The organism is Actinoplanes sp. NPDC051346 (genome assembly GCF_040682215.1).
GTDB lineage: Bacteria > Actinomycetota > Actinomycetes > Mycobacteriales > Micromonosporaceae > Actinoplanes.
This window is the reverse complement of the sequence record NZ_JBFBAJ010000011.1, coordinates 264,621-290,350: the sequence shown is the minus strand read 5'-3', so window position 1 is coordinate 290,350 and position 25,730 is coordinate 264,621. Positions and strand designations below refer to the sequence as shown.

Genomic DNA, 25,730 nt, shown 5'->3' with positions numbered 1-25,730 from the left:
TGCGTCGTTGTGGAGCGCCGGTGGTCACGGTGCGTGTTCGGCGTGCTCGATCGGGACGTACAGCCATTAGAGCATCGGCAAAAACAGCAAGTCGCTGAAATGCGGAAAAAGCCCTGATTGCGACGTTGACCATTATCCTGGCTGGCTCCGGTGGTGGCGGCCCGCTACCGGGCGTGAACTACCCGGACGGGTCGCATTAACCTCTGAAGCCATGGACGCCATCGACCTGCGCCTGATCGACCTTCTGCGGGACAACGCCCGCTCCTCGTACGCCGAACTGGCTCGCCAGGTCGGCCTCTCCGCCCCCGCCGTGCACGAGCGGGTCGGCAAGCTGGAGGTGGCCGGGACGATTCGGGCGTACCGGGCCGAAATCGAGCCCGAGTCCATCGGGCTGGGCGTCACGGCGTTGATCGGCATCATCGAGGACTCCGGCGCCGACACCGACGACGTGCTCGCCGCACTGCGGGTCATGCCCGAGATCGAGTCCTGCTATTTCATGGCGGGCGTGGAGTCGTACCAGCTCACCGTCCGCGTCGGCACGATCGCCGAGTTGGAGCAGCTCATCGTGCGCATCAACCGGACCGCGGGGGTGGCCTCCACCCGCACGGCGATCGCGCTGTCGACCAAGTGGGAGAATCGGCCCCAGCAGGGCCGCGATCCGGCGGTAGGTTAGGCATGACCGACCGCACCGAACTGCGGCAAGGGCCCGCGGACGACGGCCGCGACGGTGAGGGCCAGGAGGGCATGCCCGGGAGGCTCAGCCATATGGTCCAGCTCGACCGAGGTGATCCGGCCCAGCGGGAATGGGCGAGCGACGCCATCGCCAGGGTGGAAGCCGACGCCAACCGCTCGGCAGACACCCACCTGTTGCCGTTCCCGCTGCCCCCGGCCTGGGGCATCGACCTCTACCTCAAAGACGAGAGCTCCCACCCCACCGGATCCCTCAAGCACCGTCTGGCAAGGTCGCTTTTCCTGTACGCCCTCTGCAACGGTTGGATCGGCCCGGACACCCCCGTCGTCGAGGCCTCCTCGGGCTCGACGGCGGTCAGCGAGGCCTACTTCGCCCGGATGCTCGGCCTGGAGTTCATCGCGGTCATGCCGGCGAGCACCTCGCCGGAGAAGATCTCGCTGATCGAGTTCCAGGGCGGCAAGTGCCACCTCGTCGAGGATCCGACGACGGTGGTCGCCGCGGCCCGCGACCTCGCCGCCGACCTCGGCGGACACTTCATGGACCAGTTCACCTACGCCGAGCGGGCCACCGACTGGCGCGGCAACAACAACATCGCCGAGTCGATCTACGCACAGCTCGCGCTGGAGCGGCACCCCGAGCCCGCCTGGATCGTGGTCGGCGCGGGAACCGGCGGCACCAGCGCCACCATCGGCCGGTACGCCCGCTACCGTCGCTTCACCACGCGGATGTGCGTCGTCGACCCGGAGGGATCGGCGTTCTGGCCCGCGTACCGGAGCCAGGACTGGGAGGTCTGCACCGGGCGCGGCTCGCGGATCGAGGGCATCGGGCGGCCCCGGGTGGAGCCGTCGTTCCAGCCGGCGGTCGTCGACCGCATGATCCACGTGCCGGACGCGGCGTCGCTGGCTGCCATGCGGGCGGGCTCCGCGGTGCTGGGTCGCCGGGTCGGCGGATCCACGGGTACGAACCTGTGGGGCGCGTTCGCGGTCATCGCCGAAATGCTCGACGCGGGCCGCACGGGCTCCGTGGTGACGCTGATCTGCGACGGCGGCGAGCGCTACGCCGACACCTACTACTCCGACGACTGGGTTCGTGCCTGCGGCATGACGCTGGACGCTCCGCTGGCCACCATCGAGACGTTCCTGGCCACCGGCACGTGGAAGCCGGCGAGCTGACCCGGGCCGGAGGCGGGGCAGCGGGGCCGAGAGCGGCCTGGAAAGATGAGGCCGTGCCCCACGGCGACGACGTCATCACCCCGCCCGCCGTCGTGCCCTCGCCGCGGTTGCCGCATTCGTCGGAGTTCGCACCGTTTCGACAGCCGGATCCGGGGACCGGCGGTCCCGGACTGCCGCCGTCACCTGAGCCGCGAGGCCGCAGCAAGCTCGTGCTGATGGGCGTGCTCGGCCTGGTGGCCGCCGTCGCTCTCGGCGCTGGTGCCGCCTTCGTCGCCCACCGCGAGTCGTTCGACGCGTCGGCGGAGGCCGCCGGCCAGCCGGCCGCCGCCGCGCCGCTCGCCCCCTTCGAGCACGTGAACGCGACGCTCAAAGCGCAGGCGGCGGCCCTGCTCCGCGACGACGAGCAGGCCTGGCTGGCCGCCGTCGACCCGCGGCAGCCCAAGCTCCGCTCCCGCTACCGGACGATGTTCCGATCGCTGCGCGCGCTCGGCGTCAGCCACTTCGCCTACAAGACCTCCATCCGCAACGACAGCAAGATCGCCGCCGGGAGCCTCGGCATCCGCGCCGACGTCGAGTATTGCTTCGCCGGCGACAGCTGCGTCGATTCAGCTGGCCCGCCCACGACGGTCCAGGTGCTCAAGCTCAAACTGGTCAAGGACCAGTGGCTCATCACCTCGGTCAACACCCAGCTCGCGGACCGAGGCCGACAGTCGCCTCCCTGGCAGAACGGCGAACTGGTGTCCGCGCAGGGCAAGCGCGCCACCCTGGTCGCCATGCGCGGCGATCGGCACGAACTGCGCCGACTCCTGCCGATCGCCGACGAGGCAGCCGCGATCACCGACCGGTTCGCCGGCCTCGTCGGCAACCCGCAGCATCGCTACCGGATCTACCTGGCCGGCGACAAGCAGTGGAAGACCTGGTATGGCGGCATCACCGACCAGTGGGTCGTCGGCTACGCCCGCCCGCTCAACGAGGCCGACACCGACGTGGTGCTGAACATGGCCAAGCTGAGAGACGACGAACGGCTCATGGCCACCACGATCCGCCACGAGCTCGGCCACGTGGTGACCCTCGGAGGAGTGCGCCGCCGCTCACCGGACCGCCCGAGCGACATGTGGCTCAAGGAGGGCATCGCCGAATACATCGGCTGGCATCCGCGACCGGCCACCGCCAGCTGGCGCCGCCAGGCGGTGAGCGACGCGGTCAACGGCAGCCGACCACTCACCACGATCGCCGGCGAAAGCCCCGGCGCGAACGCCCTCAACGAGCAAGGCGACGCGTTCTACGGGCTGGGCCACTTCGCCGCCGACTGCCTGGCGACGATGTACGGCGAACGCGCCCTCTTCCACTTCGTCCGGCTCCACCTGCGCGAGAGCCGCGACCTCGACCCGGCGTCCCAGGAGGCGTTCGGCAAGCCGTTCGCCGCCGTCGACAGAGCCTGCGTCTCTTGGATCCGCGACCGAGTTTAAGGGCGACGCCGGGCTAGACCGGGATAGTCGAGCACGAAGCCGTCGTCGTCCACGGCCAGGTCGGCGCTGAACGTCTCATTGGCGAACCGCACCCGCCCGTCGTCCAGCGCGGTATAGATCTGGTCCGACTGGATCACCTCCAGGCTCGGCAGCAGCACCCAAGCCACGCTGACCCGGTGCGCCACCCCCGGCTCGGACTTCGTCAGGCCCAGCCGCCGGATCGGCAGCGTGTTGGTCAGCGGCGAGCCGGTCAGATCCACGTCGTACGCGCCGAGAAGCAGGTCGGGGTCCTCGCTGCCGGGCAGCCCCGCACCGGGATGCCCACCAGCGGTCAGTGCGGCGTCGAGATCACCCTGCTCGCCGGTGGTCGCCCGCCAGCGACCATCCTCGGCCATCAATCGCAGCGTACGGGCCCAGCCGGCCCCCTCGGTGCTGACCTCGAGCGACATGGTGATCCACGCCGGATCGGTCCGGATCTCGTACCGCGCGGTAAAGGGGATGGGGTCGACGGCCAGCGCGATGCCACGGGCGTGGAGGCCGCTGCGCGCGTCGACCAGCGCGTGCTCGGCGCCGGTGGTGTCCCGGCGTTCCCAGAACAACGAACCAGGCAGGACAGACATACCCCTGGAGTACCCGTCCGCGGCTACCGGAACCCCTCCCCGCAACGGGCGAGGGCCCCCGGCTGATGCCGGAGGCCCTCGTCAGATGCTGGTGCGATCAGTGCGTGCGTGCCGGACGAGCCTGGTATCGGCCGTTACCCGGCTCGCTGCGGTCGTTGCGGCCACCCTCCCGGCGGAAACCACCCGGACGGTCGCCGACGTTGCGCGCCGGACGGTCGCCGAACGGACGGTCGGTCCGGGGACGCTCGGCGGCACTGCCACGGTCACGGTCGCCGAACGAACGCTCACCGCGCGGCCGGTCGCTGTAGGTGTGCTCACTGCGGGGACGATCGCTGCTGAACGACGTCTGCTCGCCCCGGGGACGGTCGCTGAACGTGCGCTCACCGCGCGGCCGGTCGCTGAACGTGCGCTCGCCGCGGGGACGGTCGCCGAAGGAACGGTCGCGGTCGCCGTACGGGCGGTCGCCCTGGCTGCGCTCGCCTCGCGGCCGATCGCCGTAGCTGCCACGCGGACGGTCGCCATAGCCACCGCGCTGCGGGCGGTCGCCGAACCGACGCGGCCGGTCGCCCCGCTCGCGGCGCGGCTCCGGCTCTTCCTTCACCGGCACACCGCTGGGCTCGCGGGCCCCGGTGATCTCCGCCAGCTGCTCGTCGCCGAGCCGCACGCGGGTCTCGCCCGGCATGACGCCCGCCTTCTGCATCATCGCCTGGGTGCTGCGACGCTGCTTCGGCAGGACCAGCGTCACGACCGCGCCCGACTCGCCCGCCCGGGCCGTACGGCCGGCACGGTGCAGGTAGTCCTTCGGGTCCTTCGGCGGGTCGACGTGCACGACGAGCGAGATGCCGTCGACGTGGATGCCGCGGGCGGCGACGTCGGTGGCGACCAGCACGTTCGTGCGGCCTTCCTTGAACTCGGCCAGCGTGCGGGTGCGTACCCGCTGGGTCTTGCCGCCGTGCAGCGCGCCAGCGCGCACACCCACCGCGGCGAGCTGCTCGACCAGCCGGTCCACGCCCATTTGCGTACGGGCGAAGACGATGGTCTTGCCCGTCCGGTTGGCGATCGACGCGGTGATCGGGAACTTGTCGTGCGGCGGGATCAGCAGCAGGTGGTGGTCCATGGTGGACACGCTCGCCTCGGCCGGAGCCGTCGAGTGGGTCACCGGGTCGTTCATGAACCGCTTGACCAGCGTGTCGACGTCGCCGTCGAGCGTCGCCGAGAAGAGCAGCCGCTGAGCGTCCGCCGGCGTCTTGGCGAGCAACTCGGTGACCTCGGGCAGGAAGCCCATGTCGGCCATCTGGTCGGCCTCGTCGAGGACGGTCACCTCGACGCTGTCGAGCTTGCAGGCGCCCCGCTCGATCAGGTCACCCAGCCGGCCCGGAGTGGCGACGATCACCTCGACGCCACGGCGCAGCGCGTCCATCTGCCGGTCGTACGGCACGCCGCCGACGGCGGTCTTGAGGAAGACGCCGACGGCCCGGCCGAGCGGCATCAGCGCGTCGGCGACCTGCATGGCCAGCTCACGGGTCGGCACCAGGATCAGAGCCTTGGGGTGGTGCGGCAGCGCGCGGCCGCCCTGGGCGACGCGGGCCAGCAGCGGCAGACCGAACGCCAGGGTCTTGCCGGAGCCGGTCTGGCCACGGCCGAGCACGTCACGCCCGGACAGGGCGTCCGGCATGGTCGCGGCCTGGATCTCGAACGGCGCGATGATGCCGTCGCGCTTGAGCACGCGCACGAGCTCGGCGGGGAGGCCGAGGTCGGCGAAGCTCTTGGTCGCCTCGACGATCTCCGCGTCGGCGGTCGCGTCAACCGCGATCTCGCTCTGCGCGGCGGTCTCGGCCGCGATCTTGCTTTGCGCGGTGGTCTCGGCGTTGTCGGCGGTCTCGGCCGCGATCTTGCTCTGCGCGGTGGTCTCGGCGTTGTCGGCCGCGATCTCGCTCCGCGGGCTGGTCTCCGCCTTGTCGGCCGCGATCTCGCCCTGCGCGGTGATCTCCGCGTCGGCGGTGCTCGACATGTCGGCGGCGGTCGCCGGGTCGGCGGTCGCGGTGTCGACGGTGGCGATGATCTCGACGTCGGCGGTCGTCGGGTCGGTCGCCGGGTCCTGCTCCGGGGAGGTGTCGAAGACGGACGGGAACGTGCTGGGATCAGCGAAAGTGGTCAAGAGAACCTCTCTACGGGGGCGCATGCTCGCGAATGGCCCGCCGCGGCTGCCGTAAGCCTGCCGCTGAATTGCCCGCAAGAACGCCCGTGGCGTGCACCATGTGGGCACGCCAGGTCAATTACTGCCATCAGTGTACGGGCCAACGTCATGGACATCGCCCGCATTCCGCGCCGGTAGTGGGCAGACTCACCCTGCGGCGCAACCTCGCCAGCTTAGGCGTGGGTCTCCGTGGGGGCAAGTTACCCCTTGAAAACGCCACCGATCATGTCACTGAACGCATCTCCGACGGTGAACAGGAACACCACGCTCACACCGACCAGGAACACCAGCACGAGCAGCATGGCGACGATGACCTTGACGTTGCTGTTCCGCTGCGTTTCCGGGGCGTCGCGCCAGCCCTGAGCCAGGATGTGGCCGGTCAGGGAGCCCGAGGTCTCCACCGGGTTGGTCATGATGGGCATCGTCATGTCGGCGGGAGCGTAGTCCGCGAGCCCGCCATAGACGGTTCCCTCACCGCGCTGATGCGGCACGCCCTGTCCGGAACCCGACCCATACGTCGAGGGTCGCGCGGACGGGCTACCCATCGCCGCACCCGCTCCACCGAACGGCTGCCGGCCGCCGCCCGATGCACCGACCCCGGACGGGGCGGACGCGTGCGGAGTGCCCGACGCCGCGAACGGCATGGTGACGTCGCTCTGCGCCGGCCCTTGCGCCTTGAAGGGCATCGTGACGTCGCTCTGCGCCGTCTCTCCGTGTGCCGCTCCTCCATGCACCGTTCCTCCATGCACCGTTCCCTGTGCCGCTCGCTGCGTGGCGAAGGGGGTGGTGAGGTCGCTCTGCGCCGGTCCTTGCGCGACGAAGGGCGTGGTGGCGTCGCTCTGTCCTGTTCCTTGTGCCGCGCGCTGTGCGGTGAACGGGGTGGTGGCGTCGCTCTGTCCCGCTCCTTGTGCCGCGCGCTGCGGGGCGAAGGGCATGGTGGGGTCGCTCTGAGCCGGTGCTGGTGCCTGTGCCGTTCGCTGTCTGGCGAGGGGCATGGTGGGGTCGCTCTGAGCCGGTGCCTGCGTCGCGAACGGCATCGTGGAGTCGCTCTGGGCGGGCGTCGTCGGATGACCGCTCGCCGCCGGCTGGCTCACGGCCGGCGGGGTGCTGACCGGACCCGAGGTGGGCGGCACGGTGTAGGCCGGCAGGCCATTCGCCGCCGAGCCGCCGGGATTGACCGGAACGTTCGACGCCGCCGGAGCCGCCGGAGCCGCCGGAGTTGCCGGAGCCGCCGGAGTTGCCGGAGTTGCCGGGGCGTTCGGAGCCGCTGGGGCTGCCGAGGCTACTGAGGTTGCCGGGGCCTCCGGGGCTGCCGGGGCTGCTCGGGTTGCCGGGGCCTCCGGGGCTGCTCGGGTTGCGGGGGTTGCTGGGGTGGCCGAGGCAGCGGCGAAGCTCGGCGGTGCCGGGAACGGCGCCGGCGGCGGACCGGGCACGGGCGACGGCCCAGGACCCGGAGGCACTGGGTTCGGACCCGGGCCGGGCGGCACCGGGGAAGGCCCCGGCGCCGGGGGCACGGGGTCCGGGCTCGGTGCCGGCGGCACAGGGTCGGGCCCGGGACCCGGAGGAATCGGACCCGGCGGCGTGGGCGAGGGGCCCGGGGGAGCGGGCGACGGCGCAGGCCCGGGCGGCGCCGGCGACGGAGACGGGAACGGCGCGGGCTCGGGGCGCGTGGGCTTCGGCGGCTCGGGCTTCGCCGGCCGCGGCTCCGGGGTCGACGGCTCGGGCAGATCGGGCTCGGGCGCCGCCGCCTGTCCGTCCACGGCGGCCTCTCCGTCCACGGCGGCCTCTCCGTCCACGGCGGCCTCTCCGTCCATGGCGGACTCTCCGGCCCCAGCAGCCTCACGCACCTCAGTCAGGTCCGCTTCGTTCGCCTTCGCCTGGACCTCTTGCACTCGGGTCGCCTCATCCTGCGCGGTTTCGGCGGGTGCGGGCGCTGCGTCCTCGGCGGGCCCTTCCGGGTCGGGCTTCTCGGTAGCCCGGGTGCCATACACCTTGGACTGGCCGCCCTTGCGCGTCTCGGCGCCATCGCCGGCGGTTTCCACCGACGCCGAACCCGGCACGCTGGCCCGGGCGGCATTGGAGCTCGGCGGCACGGACACTGGCCGCGAGGAACCGCTGGGGGCCGCGCTCACCGATGCGGAACCCTTCGGGGAGCTGGAGGACGGGCTGCCGGACACGGATGCGGAACCTTTCGAGCTGTTACCTGATGCGGATGCTGAACCCTGTGAACCGGCGGGCGCGGCCCCGTCGGCAACGCCCGTGGAGCTGACCGGCTTGGCTGAGCCGCTGAAGCCGCCCGTGCTGACGGGCCTGGCCGAGCCGCCGGTGCTGACCGGCTTGGCTGAGCCGCTGAACCCGCCGCTGCTGGCGAGCTTGGCCGAGCCGCCCGCGCTGACGGGCTTGGCGGAGCCGCCCGCGGTCGGCGGGACAGAAGGTTTGGCGGGACTGTCCGGGAAGAACGCCGAGCGGTCCGAGGACACGGAAGCACGCCCCGCACCCCCACTGACCGGCGCGGAGCTAGGCACAGACGCAGATCCGCTGACCGGCGCCGAGCTGGGCACGGCCGCGGAGCCGCTGACCGGCGCGGAGCTGGGCACGGCCGCGGAGCCGGAGACCGGCGCGGAGCTGGGCACGGACACGGAGCCCGAGGCCGGGACCGGTGCGGATCCGGAGACCGGCTTCGCGGATCCGGCCTCGGCTGGCGCGGCCCACAGCGCGCCCGCGGCCGGCGGTGGCGGAAGCTTGTATTCCTGATCCTGCGGCCCGGGGGCGCCGGCGGACGGCTGCGCAGCGAGCGGCCTGGTGCCGTCGCTGGCCGGTGTCGCCTGCTGCTCGTCCATGGGTCCTCCCGATCGCCGCCACCCCGCGTGTCGACGCCACCTATCGGACGCCGGGCTAGCCGGATGCCGGGCGCTCGTCACTACCGTGCCACATCAGCGCTCGTGAGCACACCCGGCGTCAACCGGTCGCAGTGTAAAGATCGGGTCTGAGCTCAGCCGTTACCGGATTGTTTCGCTTCGGCCGCCTTCGAGGCCGACGCGGACGGGCTGACGGAGGCGACACCTGACGTGGTGGCGCTATCCGACGAGCCGCTGGACTTGGTCGCGCCGGCCGATGCACCGCTGGACTTGGTCGCGCCGGCCGATGCACCGCTGGACTTGGTCGCGCCGGCCGGGGCCGAGGTGCTGCTGGACTTGGTGGTGGTGGCGGAGCCCGTCGGTGACTTCGTCGAGTCGGAGGCCGGCGCGCTGGTGCCCGTGGAGCCCGTTGGCGCGCTCGACGTCGGCTTACTGGTGGACGGGACGCCGGTGGTGGTGGGCGCCGAGGATTCGGTCGGCGTCGTGCTGGGGGTCGTGGCCGACGGCGTACCCGAGGTGGACGGGGTGCCGGACGTGGACGGCTTGCCCGGCGTGGATGGCTTGCCCGGGGTGCTCGGCTTCGTCGGGGGCTTGCTGCTCGGCTTCGGCGACGGCGAGGGCGAGTGGTTGCTCGGCGTCTCGCGGTCCGGCTTGCCCAGGTTCGGGCCTTCGACCTTGCCTTCGACCGAGCCGTAGATGCGGGTCGCCGCGAACATCTGCGTCCAGCGCACCGGGGTGAGCATCACGTTCATGCCGGCGCGCGGCGCCTCGACCATCATGCCCTCGCCGGCGTACATCGCGACGTGGTGGATTGTTGTCCAGCTGGTGGTCGTGTTGAAGAACAGCAGGTCGCCCGGGAGCAGCGAGTAGCGGTCCACCGTCTTGACGTTGGTCTGGTCATACTGGTCCTTCGCCACCCGGTTCAGTGGGAAGTTGCCCGCCGCGTCCGACCGGTAGGAGTAATACATCAGGCCCGAGCAGTCGAACATGTCCGGGCCTTCCTCGGACCAGACGTACGGGTCGCCGCGCTGAGCCAGGGCGATCTCCAGGGCCGCGATGGCTCGGGGATCCGCGCCCCGGCCCGCGTTCTCGCCCGCCAGGTAGCCGGCACCGGCCCTGGCGTCGCGGGCGGCCTGGGCCGCGTTGGCCGCGTTGATCTCCTCGGTGTGCTTCTGCTCGAGCTTCTGCTGGGCCGCCGTCTTCTTGTCGAGGGCCGCCTTCTTCTTGGAGTGCTCGGTGGTGACCTGGTCGCGTTTCGCCCGCAGGCTCTGCTGCTCGGCCGTCGCCGACGCGTACGCCGCCTTCACGGTGTTCAGTTGCCGGCTGGCGGCCTGCTCGGTGGCGGATTCGCCACGCTGGATGCGGGCGAGGGAGTCGAGGTCGTGCAGGCCCGAACCGACGGTGCCCGGAGGCAACGCCGCCGCGTCGCGTACCGAATTGGCGGCCGCGGCCGCGACCTCCTGCTCGGCCGCGGCGACGGCCGACTGGGTCTGCAGGACCTTCTGGTCCGCGGTGGTGAGCTGGGCCTGGGTGAGCTTGAGGTCCTCGTCGAGCCGGGCGAGCTCCTCGCCCTTGGTGGTGATCTCGAGGCGGCCTGCCTCGATCTTCTTCATCATCGGGCTGGTGGCCGCGCCGCCGGCGACGGGTGTGGTCGAGGCCGGGATGGTGGACGGGGTGGTGCTGCCGGGCCGCTGACCCGGCAGCGTGATCGAGCCGGTGGCGATCGGGCGGGAACCGGCGTCGGGCACCGCGACCGGCACGCCCGGTGGCGCGACCGGAACGGCGCTGGCCGGGATCGGGTTGAAGAGAGCGGCGATGGCGGTGGCGGTCGCGACGGAATACGCGAGCGGACGCCACCAGGGGTGCACCCTGCGCTCGGCTCGCCGTCGGTCCTGCCTGATTTTCGCCATGCGCTCCCCGATCGCGAGCGGTCCCCGTCCGGGGACTGCCGTCCCCTAAAGGTCATACCGCAACACCTGCATCGGTGTCGATCCGTCTGAGTTGAGAGGACCCTGAGAATCGTAAGCCCTTTCACGTGAGCTGCGCCGCCCGAGCCCCATACGAGGAAGCTTCTGTCAGAGGCAGGACGTACGCTCGACCCACCGCGAACGTGAGAGGGGCCCAGATGGACGTCGGACTGAAGCGTGAGCTGGAGGCCAAGGTCTACGCCGGCGAGCGGCTGACGCGCGAGGACGGCATCGCCCTCTACGAGTCCGACGATCTCGCCTGGCTCGGACGGCTGGCGCACCACAAGCGCACCGAGATGAACGGCGACCGGGTGATGTTCAACGTCAACCGGCACCTCAACCTCACGAACGTCTGCTCGGCGAGCTGCGCCTACTGCTCCTTCCAGCGCAAGCCGGGCGAGAAAGACGCGTACACGATGCGCATCGACGAGGCGGTTCGTAAGGCCAAGGAGATGGAGGACGAGCAGCTCACCGAGCTGCACATCGTCAACGGCCTGCACCCGACGCTGCCCTGGCGTTACTACCCCAAGGTGCTGCGCGAGCTGAAGGCGGCGCTGCCCAACGTCAAGCTCAAGTGCTTCACCGCGACCGAGGTGCAGTGGTTCGAGAAGATCAGCGGGCTGTCCGCCAGCGAGATCCTCGACGAGCTCATGGACGCCGGCCTCGAGTCGCTCACCGGTGGCGGCGCGGAGATCTTCGACTGGGAGGTCCGCCAGCACATCGTCGACCACGCCTGCCACTGGGAGGACTGGTCGCGGATCCACCGCCTCGCACACCAGAAGGGCATGAAAACCCCCGCGACCATGCTGTACGGCCACATCGAGGAGCCCCGGCACCGCGTCGACCACGTCATGCGGCTTCGCGAACTCCAGGACGAGACGGGTGGTTTCGCGGTCTTCATCCCGCTCCGCTACCAGCACGACTTCGTCGACTCGGCGGACGGCAAGATCCGCAACCGCATCCAGGCCCGCACGACGATGGCGGCGCCGGCCGAGTCGCTGAAGACCTTCGCGGTGTCCCGGCTGATGTTCGACAACGTGCCGCACGTGAAGTGCTTCTGGGTCATGCACGGCCTGTCCGTCGCGCAGCTCTCCCTCAACTTCGGCGTCGACGACCTGGACGGCTCGGTGGTCGAATACAAGATCACGCACGACGCCGACTCGTACGGCACGCCGAACACCATGCACCGCGGCGACCTGCTCGACCTGATCTGGGACGCGGGCTTCCAGCCGGTCGAGCGCAACACGAGGTACGAGGTGGTCCGCGAGTACGACAAGCCGATCTCCCTGGCCGAGCGCCGCAGCGAGCCGCAGCAGGTGTGGGCGTAACGGCGGCAGCCTCGCGGCAGCGGTGGGGCTCGAGCGTCCTTTGGTGGCGGCGTACCCTCGTGGTGTCATGACGGAGACTCAGAGTGGGCGCCGACCGCGCCGCGATGCGGATGGTCGATTGGTGACCGTTCAGGACCTGGTGGGCGTGACGCTGGCCGGGCTGGTGGCCGGCATGGTCGTCCTGCTGGTCTTCGAAGGCGTGCTGTCGCTGATCCGGGTCTCCGAGTTCGGGGCGACCAGCGGTTGGATCGCGATCGTGCTGCCCGTGTGGCTGTTCACCGAGGAGTTCCGGGCGGCCGGCCGCGGTGCGTTCAGGATCGTCGTCGCCGCCCTGGGCGCGGGCTTCGGGGTCGCCGTCGGGATGACTCTCGCCGGACTCGTCGCTTCGATCTTTCCCGCGCTGGTCAGCGGGGCGATCGGTGCGCTCGGCCTCACCGTGGTCTACTGCCTGGTCTGGTTCTACGGCCTGCGGTGGTTGAGCCACCGGGCGGGCTGACAGGAGTTTCGTGATGAGTCCCGCCGTCAAGTACACGCTCGGTCGCCTCGGGCTGTTCGTCGTGGTCTTCGTGATGCTTCTGCCGGTGCCGCTGCACATCCTGGTCAAGGCGATGATCGCGCTGGTGGCCTCGGCCGCCTTCTCCTACTTCCTGCTGGCCAAGTGGCGCAACGAGATGGCCGAGCAGCTCGGAGCCGCCGCGCAGCGCCGCGCCGCGGAGAAGCAGCGGTTGCGGGCCGCCCTGGCGGGAGACGAGGACGCAGCCGCGGCCGGTGACCGGGCCGCCGCACAGGCGCAGCCCGCGAAGGCACAGCCCGCGAAGGCACAGCCCGCGAAGGTGCAGCCCGCGAAGGCACAGCCCGCGAAGGTGCAGCCCGCGAAGGTGCAGCCCGCGAAGGCGCAGCCCGCGAAGGCGCAGCCCGCGAAGGCGGAGGCTGGCAAGGCGGAGGCCGGCAAGGACGGCCCGGCGCAAGCCGTCTGACGCGCCTCTCCCGGCGGCCCGTCGACAGCGGAAACGTCAAGGATGAACTCCAGGTTGCATGACGTCATCATGTCGACGTAGGGGGAACATTGGCATGACCGGTGGCAGTCTCACCGCATTGCCAAACGTCGATCCTGGGTGATGCAGTGACGGGATCCGAACCCTCTGATACCCCCCGGAGGCCGTTCATGAGACGACGCATCACCGGCCTGGTCGCGGCGGCTGCCGCCGGCCTGGTCCTGATCGCCGCTTCCGCCACCGCGCAGCCCGCTACCGCGCAGCTGCGTGCCGACAGTTCGGCACAGTACGAGATCTACGACGTGCGTACGCTCGCGCAGCGCACCACGATCGCCAGCACCGGCGTCGCCATCGACGCCGTGGAGCACGCGGTCGTCGAGGTCACCGCTACGCCCAGCGAGGTCAAGACTCTGCGGGCGCTCGGCTTCACTGTCAAGAAGCTTGAGGTGGCCACGCCGAGCCAGGGCGTGTCCCTCATGGACTTCCCGACGCAGGACGCGCTGTACCACAACTACACGGAGATGATCGCCGACGTCAACGCGGTCGTCGCCCGCTATCCGGCCATCGCGAGCAAGCGCGTGATCGGCAAGTCGTACCAGAACCGCGACATCGTCGCCGTGAAGATCTCCGACAACGTCGGCACGGACGAGAGCGAGCCCGAGGTCCTGTACGACGCCAATCACCACGCCCGTGAGCACCTGACCGTGGAGATGGCCCTCTACATCCTGCACCTCTACACGGACAACTACGCGAGCGACACCCGCGTCCGCAACGTCGTGAACAGCCGCGAGATCTGGATCATCCCGTCGGTCAACCCGGACGGCGCCGAGTACGACGTCGCCACCGGCCGGTACCGCTCGTGGCGCAAGAACCGGCAGCCCAACAGCGGTTCTTCGTACGTGGGCACCGACCTCAACCGCAACTACAGCTACCGCTGGGGCTGCTGTGGCGGCTCCTCGGGCAACCCTGGGTCGGAGACCTACCGCGGTCCCTCGGCGTTCTCCGCCCCCGAGACTCGGGTGGTGCGCGACTTCGTCGACGGTCGAGTGGTGGGCGGCGTGCAGCAGATCAAGGCCGCCATCGATTTCCACTCGTACTCGGAGCTGGTGCTGTGGCCCTTCGGCTACACCACGGCGAACACGACCACCGGCATGAACACCGACCAGTACAACACCTTCGCCACGCTGGGCCGGCAGATGGCCGCGACGAACAACTACACGCCCGAGCAGTCCAGCGACCTTTACATCACCGATGGTGATTCGCTCGACTGGCTCTGGGGTGTGCACCGGATCTTCGCGTACACCTTCGAGCTGTACCCGCGGAGCTCCTCCGGCGGCGGCTTCTACCCGCCCGACGAGGTCATCACCCGGGAGACCAGCCGGAACCGGGACGCGACCCTGCAAATCGCCGAGGTGGCAGACTGCCCCTACAAGGTGATCGGCAAGGAGTCGCAGTACTGCTGATCGCGCCATCGGACTACCTGTCACGGCCGCACGCTGTGGCGGGTAGTTCGTCGTATCCGGCACGAATCGGTCGAGGGAGGCCGTCTCCTGAACGGGCGGTCAGCGGGTGGGATAGCGTCATGCTGACCGCGTAGCAGCGAAGCCGGTGCGATTCCGGCGCTGTCCCGCAACTGTGTAGTCCTGGTCCTCCCGCGCTCCGCGCGAGGCCGGGCGTAGCCAGGTCGCCTGCACGCTGGTCGCGATGTCAGCGCTCTCGCAGGAGGGGCGCGCCGCGGGCCGGACTCCGGCCGGCGCAGCCCGGCAGGAGGATCAGGATGAAACGGCTCATGACCGCCGCGGTCGCGGTGACCGCGCTGCTGCTCGGCGGCTGCGGTGGCGGCGACAAGGCCGGAGACACCAGTCCCGCGCCGGGCGCGAGCGGCGCCGCCGCCTTCCCCGCGTCGGCGGGCGGGGTGACGCTCGACAAGCGGCCGGAGCGCATCGTGTCGCTGGCGCCGACCGCCACCGAGATGCTCTTCGCGATCGATGCCGGCAAGCAGGTCACGGCCGTCGACGACCAGTCGACCTATCCCGCGGAAGCGCCGAAGACCGACCTGTCCGGGTTCAAGCCCAACGCCGAGGCGATCGCGGCCAAGAACCCCGACCTGGTGGTGCTCTCCGACGACCTGAACAAGATCGTGGAGCAGCTCACCAAGCTGAAGATCCCGGTGCTGGTGACGCCGGCGGCCAAGACCCTCGAGGACTCTTACGCCCAGATCGGTCAGCTCGGCACGCTCACCGGGCACCCGGCGGAGGCGGCCGCGCTGGTCGAGCGGATGCGCACCCAGATCGACAAGATCGTCAAGGGCGTGCCGGCACGGTCGGCGCCGCTGACCTACTACTACGAGCTCGACCCGACGTACTTCACCGTCACGTCGGAGACCTTCGTCGGCTCGATCTTCGCGCTCTTCGGCCTGAAGAACGTCGCCGACGGCGCCAAGACCGCGTACCCCCAGCTCTCGCAGGAGGCGTTGATCGCGGCCGACCCCGACATGGTCTTCCTCGCGGACAGCAAATGCTGCGCCCAGTCGCCGGAGTCCGTGGCGAAGCGCAAGGGGTGGTCCGGCGTGACCGCGGTCAAGAACAAGCAGGTCATAGCCCTCAACGACGACATCGCCTCACGCTGGGGACCGCGCGTCGTCGACCTGGTCCAAGCGGTCGCGGACGCCACGGCCAAAGCCCCGGCGTGACCGACTGCCCCGAGCCCGCCTCCCGCTGCGGCGCACGGCCGTGACCGCGAGGGCCAGGAGGGCAGGCCAAGGATGCTCAGGGTGACGACCAACTGCACGGAGCTCTCCTCCCGCTGCGGCGCACGGCCGTGACCGCGAGGGCCAGAAGGGCACGCCAAGGATGCTCAGCGTGACGGACTGCACGGAGCTCTCCTCCCGACGCGGTGGACGGTCGTGACCGCTGCTCAGCGGGAGGGGCGCGGCGTGACCGTTCGGCCCGCCGGGTTGCGGGTCGCCTGGCTGATCGGCGGCGTCGCGGCCGTGGCGGTCGCGCTGGTCGCCGGGATCGCGGCCGGGCCGATCACCCTGCCGCCCGGCGCCGTCGCGGCCGAGCTTCTCAACCTCCTTCCGGGGGTACGGCTGGAAAGCGGCCTCAACGAGCGTGAGGTCGCCATCATCACCGAGCTGCGCCTGCCGCGCGTCGTCCTCGGGCTGCTGGTCGGCGCGCTGCTGGCGATGGCCGGCGCGGCATACCAGGGTGTGTTCCGCAACCCGCTCGCCGACCCGCACCTGCTGGGCGTCGCGGCCGGTGCCGGGCTGGGCGTCACCGCGGTCATCGCCTTCCGGGGCGGCACCGGTGACGTCACCGCCAACCTGCCGATGGGCGTACCCCTGGCGGCGTTCGTCGGTGCGGTCACCGCCGTGGCGCTGACCTGGCTGCTGGGGGCGGCCGGCGGGCGGGCCCGTACGCCCGCGACCCTGATCCTTTCCGGGGTGGCCGTTTCCGCGTTTCTGGCGGCCGGCCAGACGTTTCTCATGCAGCGGCATACCGAGTCGCTGCGCGAGGTGTACGCGTGGTTGCTCGGCCGGCTGGCCACCGCGGGCTGGCACGATGTGCTGGTCGTTCTGCCGTACGCGATGGTCACGGGGTTGATCGTGCTTGTCCACCGCCGTGAGTTGGATGTGTTGACGGTCGGCGACGAGGAGGCGACGAGCCTGGGTCTGCATCCCCAGCGGAGCCGTTATCTGCTGGTCGTCGCCGCCTCGCTCGGCACCGCGGCGGCCGTCTCCGTCTCCGGCCTGATCGGCTTTGTCGGCATCATCGTGCCGCACACGCTGCGGCTGCTCGCCGGCCCGAGTTACCGGTCGATTCTGCCGCTGTCGGTGCTCTACGGCGGCGCCTTCCTGGCTCTGACCGACCTGGTGGCGCGGACCGCCGCGAGCCCGGCCGAGATTCCGATCGGAGTGGTGACCGCGTTCTTCGGTGCGCCGTTCTTCGCCGTCGTGCTGCGCCGGACCCGCACATGATCGCCGTACGGGAGCTGCGGATCCGTCTCGGTGGCGCGCTGATCGTCGACGGCGTGGAGCTCGACGTGGCCGACGGCGAGTGGGTGACGATCATCGGTCCGAACGGTGCGGGCAAGTCGACCGTACTGCGGGCGGTCGGTGGGCTGGTCGGGTACGAGGGTTCGATCATGCTTGGTGACACCGCCCTGGACCGGCTGAGCCGTCGGGAACGGGCCCGCACCATCGCCACGGTCGCTCAGTCCCCGATCGTGCCGCCGGCGATGCTGGTCTACGACTATGTGCTGCTCGGCCGCAGCCCCTACATTCCCGCGTTGGGCCGCGAGTCCGCCTCCGACCTGGCGCAGGTCGACGAGGTGTTGGCGTCGCTCGACCTGGAGGCCTTCGCCGGCCGCCGGCTGGACACGCTCTCCGGCGGCGAGCGGCAGCGGGTCTTCCTCGCGCGGGCGCTGGCCCAGCAGGCGCGGATTCTGCTGCTGGACGAGCCGACCAGCGCCCTGGACATCGGTCACCAGCAGGAGGTTCTGGAGCTCGTCGACCGACTGCGTGCCGAGCGCGGCCTGACCGTGCTCGCCACCATGCACGACCTGACGACGGCCGGCGAGTACGCCGACCGCATGGTGCTGCTGTCCGGCGGCCGGGTCGTGGCCAAGGGCACGGCCCGCGAGGTGCTGACCGCGGAACTGCTGGCCCAGCACTACCGGGTGCGGGTGCGGGTGATCGACGGCGAGCACGGTCCGCTGGTCGTCCCGGTCAGGCGTTGACGCTCTGCAGGATGGAGAACGCCCCGCCCTGCGGGTCTTCGAGGAGAGCGCAGCGGCCGATCGGCTGGTCCGCCGGCGGGCGCACCACCCGGCCGCCGAGGGACAGGGCGTAACTTGCCGCGTCGTCGCAGTCGATCACGGCGAAGTGCACTTTCCAATGTGGCAGCTCGTCGGGCCAGGTGCCGTCGATCACCTGAATGCCCGCGATGGTGGCGCCGTCGAGCTCCCAGACGAGATAGGGCAGTCCGCCCACCGAGATCTCCCGGCCCAGCCACCCGAACACCGCACCGTAGAACGCCGCGGCACCTTCCACGTCCCGCGTGGCCAGCTCATTCCAGGTAAGCGCGCCGGGCACGTCGAAGACGTCGGCACCCTTCATCGTGCCCGGCTGCCACACGCTGAAGGGTGCGCCGCCCTGGTCGAGGAACGTGGCCATCCGGCCCTGGTACATCACGTCGAAGGGCGCCACCAGCACCTTGCCCCCGGCGGCCTCGACCCGGTCGGCGATCGCGTCGGCGTCGTCGGAGGCGACGTACATGCTCCACGCCGTCGGCTGGCCCTCCCCGAACAGCGGGCCGGCGCCCGCGGCGGCGCGGCCGTTGAGCCGGAAGGTGGTGTAGCCGCCGTATTCCTCGCCGGACACGTCGGCCTCCCAGCCGAACAGCCGTGAGTAGAAGCGGGTCGCGTCCGCCAGATCCGCGGTTCCCAGGTCGACCCAGGTAGGCACGCCGGGCGTCGGGTGGGTCATGACCTTCTCCTCGAGTGTCACGGCGGACGGCACATCGATCGTCGCACCACGATACGGAGAGAGCGGCCCCTGAGTCGGAAGTTGGCCCTATCGATTCAGCGGTTCCGGGAGCGGAGCTGCGTGAATCACGGAGAGTCGGGACACCGCGCGGGTCAGCACCACGTAGAGCCGGTGCAGGCCGCGCGGCTCCGCGGCGACGATCTCCGCCGGCTCGACGACGATGACATGGTCGTACTCGAGGCCCTTGACGATTGTGGCCGGCACCACAGTGACGCGCGCCTCGGAGTCCACGTCGCCGGGCGTCGCGGCCGTCAGCCCGGCCGCGGCGAGGTGACCGCGCAGTCGCTCCACCGCGGCGTCCGCCGCGATCACCGCGACCGAGCCCTCGTGCTCCAGCGCCGCGGTCACCTCGACCAGCGTCGCGGCGTCCAGCTCGGCCGGGTCGGAAAGGCCGATGATGGCGAGGTCGCCGTCGTGCCGCAGCGACACGGCCTCGGGTACGTCCACGCCCAGCGCCGGCAGCAACCGGTTGGCGAGCGCCACCACCGAGGCCGGCACGCGGAAGCCGACCGTCAGCGGCACCACAGCGGCGTCCGGCTTGCCCAGATGCGCCAGCGTGTCCTTCCACGTCACGGCGGCCCACGGCGCGGTGCCCTGGGCCAGGTCGCCGAGCAGCGTGATGGAGCCGTGCTCGCTGCGCCGCGCGATGGCGCGGGCCTGCATTCCGGAGAGGTCCTGTGCCTCGTCGACCACCACGTGCCCGAAGCTCGTCTCCCGTTCGAGCAGCCCCGCGGCCTCGTCGAGAAGCAACAGGTCGGCCACGCTGAACCGGGCCGACTTCGGGGTCTTCGGCGCCTTGGGCCACAGCAGCGCGGCCTGCTCGTCGGCGGTGAGGATGCCCTCGGCCGCGGACGCCATCAGCTCCGCGTCGGTGAGCAGCGCGACGACCAGCGCCTCCGGGGAAACCGCGGGCCACGTCCCATCGAGGAAGTCCCGAACCGGCGCCACCTTCGCCATCTTGCGCAGCCAGCCCTCGCCCGGCGAGTTGCCGGTGCGATATTCCGACTGCCGTTGCAGCAAGCCGACCACGCGGGCCCGGACCCGCTCGCGGCCGACCGCGTACGGCAGGCCCTCCCGCCGCGCCTCGTCGACGATGCGACGCAGCGGCTCGACGTCGATCCGCCACCGGTACGAGCCGTCCGACACCATGATCGGCTCGCTGGGTTTCGTCAGCCGGCCCCACAACGCCCGGCGCAACACCTCGGCCATGCGCACGTCGTGCTTGAGCAGGGTGGCCGCGTCGCTCTCACTTCCCTTGACGGGTACGCGAGCAACCAGACCATCCACCGTGGACTGCTGCACCTCCACCTCGCCCAGCGCCGGCAGAACCGCCGAGATGTAGGAGAGGAAGGCGGCGTTCGGGCCGACGATCAGGACACCGGAGCGCCGCAGCCGTTCGCGGTGCACGTACAGAAGGTAGGCGGCCCGGTGCAGCCCGACCGCCGTCTTACCGGTGCCCGGCGCGCCCTGAACGCAGATCGAGTCCTCCAACTCGGCCCGCACCAGCTCGTCCTGCTCGGGCTGAATGGTGGCGACGATGTCGCGCATCGGTCCGACGCGCGGCCGCTCGATCTCGGCGGTCAGGATCCGGCTGCTGGTGCCGAGCTCCTCGCCCCGGTCGAGATGCTCGTCCTCGAAGCTGGTCAGCTCACCCTTGACGAACCCGAACCGGCGGCGCGTCGACACCCCCTGCGGATCCCGCACGCTGGCCCGATAGAACGACTGCGACAGCGGAGCCCGCCAGTCGAGCACCATCGGCTCCCCGGCGTCATCGGTGACATGCCGCCGCCCGATGTGATAGGCGGCGTCCTCCACGTCGAGCTTGCCGAAGAACAGGGGAGTGGTCGGATCGTCGGCCAGTTCGGCGACCCGGCGAGAGAGGGCCCGCCCCAGCGTCTCGGCGGCGAACGGATCGCCGGCGACGTCGGCGGAAGCGGAGAAAAGCGACTCGGCCCGGCCGCGCATCCGGCGCAGGGCGTCCCGCGAGGCGGCGAGGTGCCGCCGCTCCGCGGCCAGGTCTTCGTCGAGATCGGTATGGGCAGGCAGCGTCATCCGAGGAACCTTCCGGCGTCGGTGTCTGTGGTTCGGCTGACCTGGGCCGCCCGGCGCTCCGTCAGGGTGCGGTGTCGGCAGTGCCCGGTTGAGAATGCGCGCGGTCCCCGCGGGCGGCCCACCAGAGTACGCCCCAGGCCCGGGACCCACGACCGAATTAACGTGAGATTGCTCCCTCCCCGCCGCGCGAGCGCCCTTGTCCGGTGCTCGGCGGGGATAGCGTCGGGGGATGAGCGACGTCGCAGTTCAGCGCCCCCGGGTCGGGCACATTCAGTTTCTCAACTGCCTGCCCCTGTACTGGGGTCTGATGCGTTCCGGTGCGCTGCTCGACGTCGACCTGCACAAGGACACCCCGGACCGGCTCAACGCCGCGCTCGTCGCCGGCGATCTCGACATCGGCCCGATCTCGCTCGTGGAATATCTGCGGCACGCCGACGACCTGCTGCTTCTGCCCGATCTCGCGGTCGGCAGCGACGGCCCCGTGCTGTCGGTGCACCTGGTGACGACCCGGCCCCTCGCCGAGCTCGACGGTCGCCCGGTCGCGCTCGGCTCGACGTCTCGCACCGGCGTCCTGCTCGCCCAGATGCTGCTCGCCGATCGTTATGGCGCCGACCCCGAGTATTTCCGGTGCCCGCCGGAGCTCAACCAGATGCTCCTGGAGGCCGACGCCGCCGTGCTCATCGGCGACCCGGCCCTGCGCGCTCTTTACGAGGCGCCGGCCCGGGGCCTCGAGGTCGTCGACCTGGCCGAGGCCTGGAAGGACTGGACGGGCCTGCCGATGGTCTTCGCGGTCTGGGCGGTCCGCAAGGAGTTCGCCGCCGCGCAGCCGGGCGTGGTCAAGGAGGTGCACGAGGCGTTCCTGCGCTCCCGCGACCTCTGCCTCGATGAGCTCGACGTCGTCGCGGAGTCGGCCGCCCGCTGGGAGCCCTTCGACGCCGCCACCCTCGCCACCTACTTCCGGGCGCTCGACTTCTCGCTGGGAGAGCGGCAGATCGCTGGGGTACGGGAGTTCGCCCGCCGCGCCGCCGAGCGCGGCGAAGCGCCGCCGCTGATCGCCGAGGGTCCGATCTTCGCCCAGGTGTAGGGCGTCACCGGCGGCGCACCACCGACCCGTCGATGTCGGCGACGCTTTTCAGGCCGGCCTGCGCCATCGTGTTCGTCAGGTCCTCGCGATAGGTGTCGAACAGCTCCCGCACGCCGTCCGCGCCGCCGGTGGCGAGCGCCCACAGCACCGGCCGCCCGACGAGGACGGCCCGCGCACCCAACGCCAGCGCGGTCAGCACGTCGGCACCGTCGGAGATGCCGCCGTCGACCAGAACCGGAACCCGATCGCCGACCGCCTCGACCACCGCGGCGAGAGCGTGCGCGGAGGCGACCACCCGATCCAGCTGGCGGCCGCCGTGGTTGGAGACGATCACCCCGGCCGCGCCGGCCGCCACGCTGACGAGCGCGTCCTCCGGCCGCAACACCCCTTTGACGAGTACGGGCAGACCGGACATCTCCGCCAACCACGCGACGGCGTCGGGGCCAAGTGCCGGATCCTGACGCTGCTCGGGCGGCCTGTTGTCGGGTCCGGCGGCACCGGCCTCCGGAACCGCGGACCGATAAACGTACGGGGCGTCGGCGGTCAGCACGATCGCCCGCGCGCCCCGATTCGCGGCGTCGCGCACCTGGGCCTCGGTCAGCGACCGGTCCCGCAGCACATACGCCTGGAACCACCACCGGTCCGACTCGACGGGCAGCCCGGCCCGGGCCGAGTGCACCAGCAACGACCCGGCGGCGGCGACACCCCGAGCGGTCGCGACCTCGCCCTCGGGATGAGCGAGCGTGTGCAGCGCGGTGGGCCCAGCGAGGACGGGCGCGGCGATGGTCGTACCGAACAAGGTGGTCTCGGTGCTGACCCGCGAGACGTCCTGGAAGAGGCGCGGCAGGAACCGCCAGTCCCGCCACGCGGCGGTGGCTTCATCACGGCTGATGCCCTCGCCGGCGCCGGCGCGGTAATACTCGAACACCGCCGGCGGCAAGATGGCCCGCGCCCGCTCCTCGAGGTCCATTCCGGCCGGTCAGCCCAGAATCTCGTCGAGGGCGGCGAGGTCGGAGACGGTGAGCTCCCAGGTGCCGGCCGCGGCGTTCGCCCGCACCTGCTCGGGCGTGGTCGCGCCGGCGATCACGCTGGTCACCGCGGGTTGCGCGGCGAGACCCGCGATCGCCACGTCGAGCAGGGAACGGTCGCGTTCCTTCCCGTACGCGGTCAGCGCCTCGATCTTGTCCCAGTCGGCGCCGTCGAGCCACCGCTGGTAGCGCTCGAGTGAGAGCCGGGTGCCCTCCGGCGGCTTCTGCCCCCGCTGGTACTTGCCGCTGAGCAGGCCGCTGTCGAGCGGGAAGAACGGCAGCAGCCCGAGTCCGAACCGTTCGCAGGCGGGCACGACCTCGGCCTCGACCTCCCGGTGCAGCAGGCTGTACTGGTTCTGCGCGCTGACGAAAGGTGTCCAGCCGGCGGTCCGCGCGGTCCAGTCGGCATCGGCGATCTGCCATCCGGCGAAGTTCGAGTTGCCCAGGTAGCGCACCTTGCCGCCGCGCACCAGGTCGTCCAGCGCCGACAGCGTCTCCTCGATCGGGGTGGCCTCGTCGGGCTCGTGCAACTGGTAGAGGTCGAGGTAGTCGGTGCCGAGCCGGCGCAGCGACGCCTCGACGGCCCGCACGACGTAGCGCCGCGAACCCCGGGCACCCCAGTCGTTGCCGTTGACCCCCTCCATGTCCATACCGAACTTCGAGGCGAGCACGACCTCGTCCCGGCGCCCCTTGAGCGCGGCCCCGAGACGCTCCTCGGAACTGCCGTGCGGAGTGCCGTAGATGTCGGCCGTGTCGAAGAGGGTGATCCCGGCGTCGAGGGCCGCGTCGACGACGGCCCGGGTTCCGTCCAGGTCGAGCTTGCGGCCGAAGTTGTTACAGCCGATGCCGACGACGGAGACGACCAGCCCGGACGTGCCGAGGCGGCGGTAGCTCATCTCGCTCATGCCCCGACCCTATGCCGCGGGCGTCGGTGCGGTTCGACGACCTCTGCCGGGTCGCTTCCGTCGGGTCGGAACGACACATCACTTGTTATCTATTGACACGAGAAGTTAACCATTCGATGCTGTGAGAGCGCTCTCTGGGCGTGCTATCCCCCACCTCACCTTCGTCCCCGCTTCCCCCTCCGCATCGTCTGCTTCGTCCCCGAGGAGTTGCTGTGCGTACCAGAAGAAAGCTGTTGCAGGCGCTCGCCGTGCTGGTCATGGCCGTGCCGGCGGCCGTATCGGCCGCCGTGCCGGCGCAGGCGGTCGGTCCCGGCTTGCTGCCCGTCACCGTCACGAACAACACCGGCCGTGGCGAGGCCGTCCACCTCTACGTCATCGGCATCAACCTGAGCACCAACCGACTCGGGTACGTCACCAAGAGCGGCACCTTCAACCCGTGGCCGGCAGGTCAGATCCCACCCTCGCCGGCGCCGGACGCGTCCATCGCCGGGCCGGGCAACGGCGGTGCGACGACGATTCAATTCCCGCGCGGTTTCTCGGGACGCGTCTACTTCGCCCTGGGTGAGAAGTTGAAGTTCTTCCTGACCCCGGACGGCCTGGTCCAGCCGGCGCCGTGGGCCGCCGGCGATGCGAACCGCGACATTCTGTTCGACTGGAGCGAGTTCACCTACAACGACGCCGGGCTCTGGCTGAACAGCTCCCAGGTGGACATGTTCGCCGTCCCGCACGCGGTGACGGTCGCCAGTGCGAACGGCGTGACGGCCAGGACGGGCGAGCCGGTGAACAACGGCCGGAACGCGGTGATCAACGGCATCAAGGCGCAGCCGGGCTGGGCCAACACGGTCCACACCCGCGCCGACGGCACGGTGCTGCGGGTACTGGCTCCGGGCAAGGCCGCCCAGGCCGGGCTGATGAACGCCAACTACCTCGACTCCTACATCGCGTCGGCGTGGAACGCGTACACCGCCAAGACGCTGACGGTCGTGCCGTTCACCGATCAGCCGAACACGAGGTACTTCGGGCGTACCTCCGGGAATGTCATGACCTTCACCAACTCGGCGGGGCAACGGGTGGCATCGTTCAACCGGCCGTCGACGGCGTCCGTGTGGGGCTGCGACGGTGACTTGCCGGCCCCGAACGACCTCGTCGTGGGCCCGATCTCCCGCACTCTGTGCGCCGCGCTCAACCGGGGCACGCTGGGCACGATCGACACCCAGCCGAGCACCAACGCCGCGCAGTTCTACCAGAACAACCCGACGAACCAGTACGCGAAGATCATCCACCAGAACATGGCGGACGGTAAGGCGTACGCGTTCGCCTTCGACGACGTCGGCGCCTTCGAATCGCTGGTGCACAGCGGCGATCCCCGATCGGCCGGCCTGATCCTCACCCCGTTCGGCGCCGGCGGCCCCAACCCGCCCCCGCCACCCGGCGCGGTCCCGCTGGTCAGTGACTGGCACGGCAAGTGCGTCGACGTGCCCGGCAGCAACTTCGTCGACAGCGCGCCGCTGCAGGCCTGGACATGCAACGGTTCCGCCGCTCAGAAGTGGACCTTCACCAACGGCACCCTCCAGGCCGGCGGCAAATGCATGGACGTCGCAGCCGGCTCGACCGCCAACGGCGCGGCGGTGCAGCTGTATTCCTGCAACGGAACGGGCGCCCAGCAGTTCGTCCTGTCAGGTGCGGGCGACCTGGTGAACCCCCAGGCGAACAAGTGCGTCGACATCAAGGACTGGAACGCCGGCGACGGTGCAAGGCTGCAGCTGTGGGAGTGCGCCGGCACCGCAAACCAGAAATGGCACAAGGGCTGAAGAAC

At 70.7% G+C, this 25,730-nt stretch carries 20 protein-coding genes, 1 pseudogene and 1 riboswitch; of the genes and pseudogenes, 13 read left to right on the top strand and 8 right to left on the bottom strand.

Translation table 11 applies throughout. The annotated features are described in order from the left end of the window. Nucleotides 1–211 precede the first annotated feature (211 nt). The 3 genes from AB0M36_RS26750 to AB0M36_RS26740 all read left to right on the top strand — a co-directional run bounded on the left by AB0M36_RS26750 (nt 212) and on the right by AB0M36_RS26740 (nt 3,332). Nucleotides 212–673: an Lrp/AsnC family transcriptional regulator gene (locus tag AB0M36_RS26750; RefSeq protein ID WP_364162318.1), complete on the top strand. Its 462-nt coding sequence runs from the start codon at nt 212–214 to the stop codon at nt 671–673. Nucleotides 674–765: 92 nt separating this feature from the next. Further along, entirely contained in the window at nt 766–1,863 is a 1,098-nt protein-coding gene (locus tag AB0M36_RS26745; RefSeq protein ID WP_364162413.1) for a PLP-dependent cysteine synthase family protein, read from the top strand. A gap of 53 nt (nt 1,864–1,916) precedes the next feature. Further along, a complete protein-coding gene (locus tag AB0M36_RS26740; RefSeq protein ID WP_364162315.1) occupies nt 1,917–3,332 on the top strand; it encodes a hypothetical protein in 1,416 nt (471 codons plus the stop codon). On the opposite strand, the gene AB0M36_RS26735 is transcribed toward AB0M36_RS26740, so the two are convergent. The 3 genes from AB0M36_RS26735 to AB0M36_RS26725 all read right to left on the bottom strand — a co-directional run bounded on the left by AB0M36_RS26735 (nt 3,329) and on the right by AB0M36_RS26725 (nt 7,243). Further along, entirely contained in the window at nt 3,329–3,952 is a 624-nt protein-coding gene (locus tag AB0M36_RS26735) for a putative glycolipid-binding domain-containing protein (RefSeq protein ID WP_364162313.1), read from the bottom strand. The genes AB0M36_RS26740 and AB0M36_RS26735 overlap by 4 nt on opposite strands. A 97-nt stretch (nt 3,953–4,049) precedes the next feature. After that, on the bottom strand, nt 4,050–6,110 hold the full coding sequence (locus AB0M36_RS26730; RefSeq protein ID WP_364162310.1) for a DEAD/DEAH box helicase: 2,061 nt from the start codon (nt 6,108–6,110) through the stop codon (nt 4,050–4,052). 239 nt (nt 6,111–6,349) lie between these two features. Further along, nucleotides 6,350–7,243 carry a hypothetical protein gene (locus tag AB0M36_RS26725; RefSeq protein WP_364162307.1) on the bottom strand — a complete coding sequence of 298 codons (894 nt, stop codon included), beginning with the start codon at nt 7,241–7,243 and terminating at the stop codon, nt 6,350–6,352. Nucleotides 7,244–8,129: 886 nt separating this feature from the next. Between AB0M36_RS26725 and AB0M36_RS26720 the strand changes: the two genes are divergently transcribed. Beyond that, complete coding sequence (locus tag AB0M36_RS26720) at nt 8,130–8,903, top strand: hypothetical protein (protein ID WP_364162304.1); 774 nt, start codon at nt 8,130–8,132, stop codon at nt 8,901–8,903. Nucleotides 8,904–9,141: 238 nt separating this feature from the next. On the opposite strand, the gene AB0M36_RS26715 is transcribed toward AB0M36_RS26720, so the two are convergent. Continuing rightward, on the bottom strand, nt 9,142–10,917 hold the full coding sequence (locus AB0M36_RS26715) for a C40 family peptidase (RefSeq protein WP_364162301.1): 1,776 nt from the start codon (nt 10,915–10,917) through the stop codon (nt 9,142–9,144). A 215-nt stretch (nt 10,918–11,132) separates the two neighbouring features. On the opposite strand from AB0M36_RS26715, the gene mqnE reads away from it, so the two are divergent. The 7 genes and pseudogenes from mqnE to AB0M36_RS26680 all read left to right on the top strand — a co-directional run bounded on the left by mqnE (nt 11,133) and on the right by AB0M36_RS26680 (nt 18,037). Then, nucleotides 11,133–12,302: an aminofutalosine synthase MqnE gene (gene mqnE / locus AB0M36_RS26710; protein WP_364162298.1), complete on the top strand. Its 1,170-nt coding sequence runs from the start codon at nt 11,133–11,135 to the stop codon at nt 12,300–12,302. A 121-nt stretch (nt 12,303–12,423) separates the two neighbouring features. After that, on the top strand, nt 12,424–12,798 hold the full coding sequence (locus AB0M36_RS26705) for a hypothetical protein (RefSeq protein ID WP_364162295.1): 375 nt from the start codon (nt 12,424–12,426) through the stop codon (nt 12,796–12,798). Nucleotides 12,799–12,811: 13 nt separating this feature from the next. Continuing rightward, nucleotides 12,812–13,279 carry a DUF4229 domain-containing protein gene (locus tag AB0M36_RS26700; RefSeq protein ID WP_364162292.1) on the top strand — a complete coding sequence of 156 codons (468 nt, stop codon included), beginning with the start codon at nt 12,812–12,814 and terminating at the stop codon, nt 13,277–13,279. Nucleotides 13,280–13,467: 188 nt separating this feature from the next. Then, nucleotides 13,468–14,757: pseudogene (locus tag AB0M36_RS26695) on the top strand (M14 family metallopeptidase); the annotation flags it as partial. Between the two features lie 144 nt (nt 14,758–14,901). Beyond that, nucleotides 14,902–14,981: riboswitch (cobalamin riboswitch) on the top strand. A 93-nt stretch (nt 14,982–15,074) separates the two neighbouring features. Further along, nucleotides 15,075–15,989: an ABC transporter substrate-binding protein gene (locus AB0M36_RS26690; RefSeq protein WP_364162289.1), complete on the top strand. Its 915-nt coding sequence runs from the start codon at nt 15,075–15,077 to the stop codon at nt 15,987–15,989. A 243-nt stretch (nt 15,990–16,232) separates the two neighbouring features. After that, nucleotides 16,233–17,276, top strand: a complete 1,044-nt coding sequence (locus AB0M36_RS26685) for an iron ABC transporter permease (protein WP_364162286.1) — start codon at nt 16,233–16,235, stop codon at nt 17,274–17,276. Beyond that, nucleotides 17,273–18,037: an ABC transporter ATP-binding protein gene (locus AB0M36_RS26680; protein WP_364162283.1), complete on the top strand. Its 765-nt coding sequence runs from the start codon at nt 17,273–17,275 to the stop codon at nt 18,035–18,037. Before AB0M36_RS26685 ends, AB0M36_RS26680 begins: the two co-directional genes overlap by 4 nt. Here AB0M36_RS26680 and AB0M36_RS26675 read toward each other — a convergent pair. Continuing rightward, the gene (locus AB0M36_RS26675) at nt 18,027–18,785 is read right to left on the bottom strand and encodes a VOC family protein (protein ID WP_364162280.1); all 759 of its coding nucleotides are present in this window, start codon (nt 18,783–18,785) and stop codon (nt 18,027–18,029) included. The two genes, AB0M36_RS26680 and AB0M36_RS26675, sit on opposite strands and share 11 nt — an antisense overlap. A gap of 87 nt (nt 18,786–18,872) precedes the next feature. Continuing rightward, a complete protein-coding gene (locus AB0M36_RS26670) occupies nt 18,873–20,897 on the bottom strand; it encodes an AAA family ATPase (protein ID WP_364162277.1) in 2,025 nt (674 codons plus the stop codon). Nucleotides 20,898–21,126: 229 nt separating this feature from the next. Here AB0M36_RS26670 and AB0M36_RS26665 point away from each other — a divergent pair, with 229 nt between their 5' ends. Beyond that, nucleotides 21,127–21,981 carry a menaquinone biosynthesis protein gene (locus tag AB0M36_RS26665; protein WP_364162274.1) on the top strand — a complete coding sequence of 285 codons (855 nt, stop codon included), beginning with the start codon at nt 21,127–21,129 and terminating at the stop codon, nt 21,979–21,981. Between the two features lie 4 nt (nt 21,982–21,985). On the opposite strand, the gene AB0M36_RS26660 is transcribed toward AB0M36_RS26665, so the two are convergent. Together AB0M36_RS26660 and AB0M36_RS26655 are read right to left on the bottom strand one after the other, a co-directional pair. Next, a complete protein-coding gene (locus AB0M36_RS26660) occupies nt 21,986–22,951 on the bottom strand; it encodes an alpha-hydroxy acid oxidase (protein ID WP_364162271.1) in 966 nt (321 codons plus the stop codon). A 9-nt stretch (nt 22,952–22,960) separates the two neighbouring features. After that, entirely contained in the window at nt 22,961–23,914 is a 954-nt protein-coding gene (locus AB0M36_RS26655) for an aldo/keto reductase (protein ID WP_364162268.1), read from the bottom strand. Between the two features lie 212 nt (nt 23,915–24,126). Here AB0M36_RS26655 and AB0M36_RS26650 point away from each other — a divergent pair, with 212 nt between their 5' ends. Continuing rightward, on the top strand, nt 24,127–25,725 hold the full coding sequence (locus AB0M36_RS26650; protein ID WP_364162265.1) for a beta-1,3-glucanase family protein: 1,599 nt from the start codon (nt 24,127–24,129) through the stop codon (nt 25,723–25,725). The last annotated feature ends 5 nt before the right edge of the window (nt 25,726–25,730 follow it).

Bases quoted from the DNA above. Each gene is read 5' to 3' on its own strand.
- AB0M36_RS26680 (WP_364162283.1), top strand. From the start codon at position 17,273: ATGATCGCCGTACGGGAGCTGCGGATCCGTCTCGGTGGCGCGCTGATC.
- AB0M36_RS26670 (WP_364162277.1), bottom strand. From the start codon at position 20,897: ATGACGCTGCCTGCCCATACCGATCTCGACGAAGACCTGGCCGCGGAG.
- AB0M36_RS26655 (WP_364162268.1), bottom strand. From the start codon at position 23,914: ATGAGCGAGATGAGCTACCGCCGCCTCGGCACGTCCGGGCTGGTCGTC.
- AB0M36_RS26690 (WP_364162289.1), top strand. From the start codon at position 15,075: ATGAAACGGCTCATGACCGCCGCGGTCGCGGTGACCGCGCTGCTGCTC.
- AB0M36_RS26665 (WP_364162274.1), top strand. From the start codon at position 21,127: ATGAGCGACGTCGCAGTTCAGCGCCCCCGGGTCGGGCACATTCAGTTT.
- AB0M36_RS26700 (WP_364162292.1), top strand. From the start codon at position 12,812: ATGAGTCCCGCCGTCAAGTACACGCTCGGTCGCCTCGGGCTGTTCGTC.
- AB0M36_RS26735 (WP_364162313.1), bottom strand. From the start codon at position 3,952: ATGTCTGTCCTGCCTGGTTCGTTGTTCTGGGAACGCCGGGACACCACC.
- mqnE (WP_364162298.1), top strand. From the start codon at position 11,133: ATGGACGTCGGACTGAAGCGTGAGCTGGAGGCCAAGGTCTACGCCGGC.
- AB0M36_RS26675 (WP_364162280.1), bottom strand. From the start codon at position 18,785: ATGACCCACCCGACGCCCGGCGTGCCTACCTGGGTCGACCTGGGAACC.
- AB0M36_RS26715 (WP_364162301.1), bottom strand. From the start codon at position 10,917: ATGGCGAAAATCAGGCAGGACCGACGGCGAGCCGAGCGCAGGGTGCAC.
- AB0M36_RS26750 (WP_364162318.1), top strand. From the start codon at position 212: ATGGACGCCATCGACCTGCGCCTGATCGACCTTCTGCGGGACAACGCC.
- AB0M36_RS26745 (WP_364162413.1), top strand. From the start codon at position 766: ATGGTCCAGCTCGACCGAGGTGATCCGGCCCAGCGGGAATGGGCGAGC.
- AB0M36_RS26660 (WP_364162271.1), bottom strand. From the start codon at position 22,951: ATGGACCTCGAGGAGCGGGCGCGGGCCATCTTGCCGCCGGCGGTGTTC.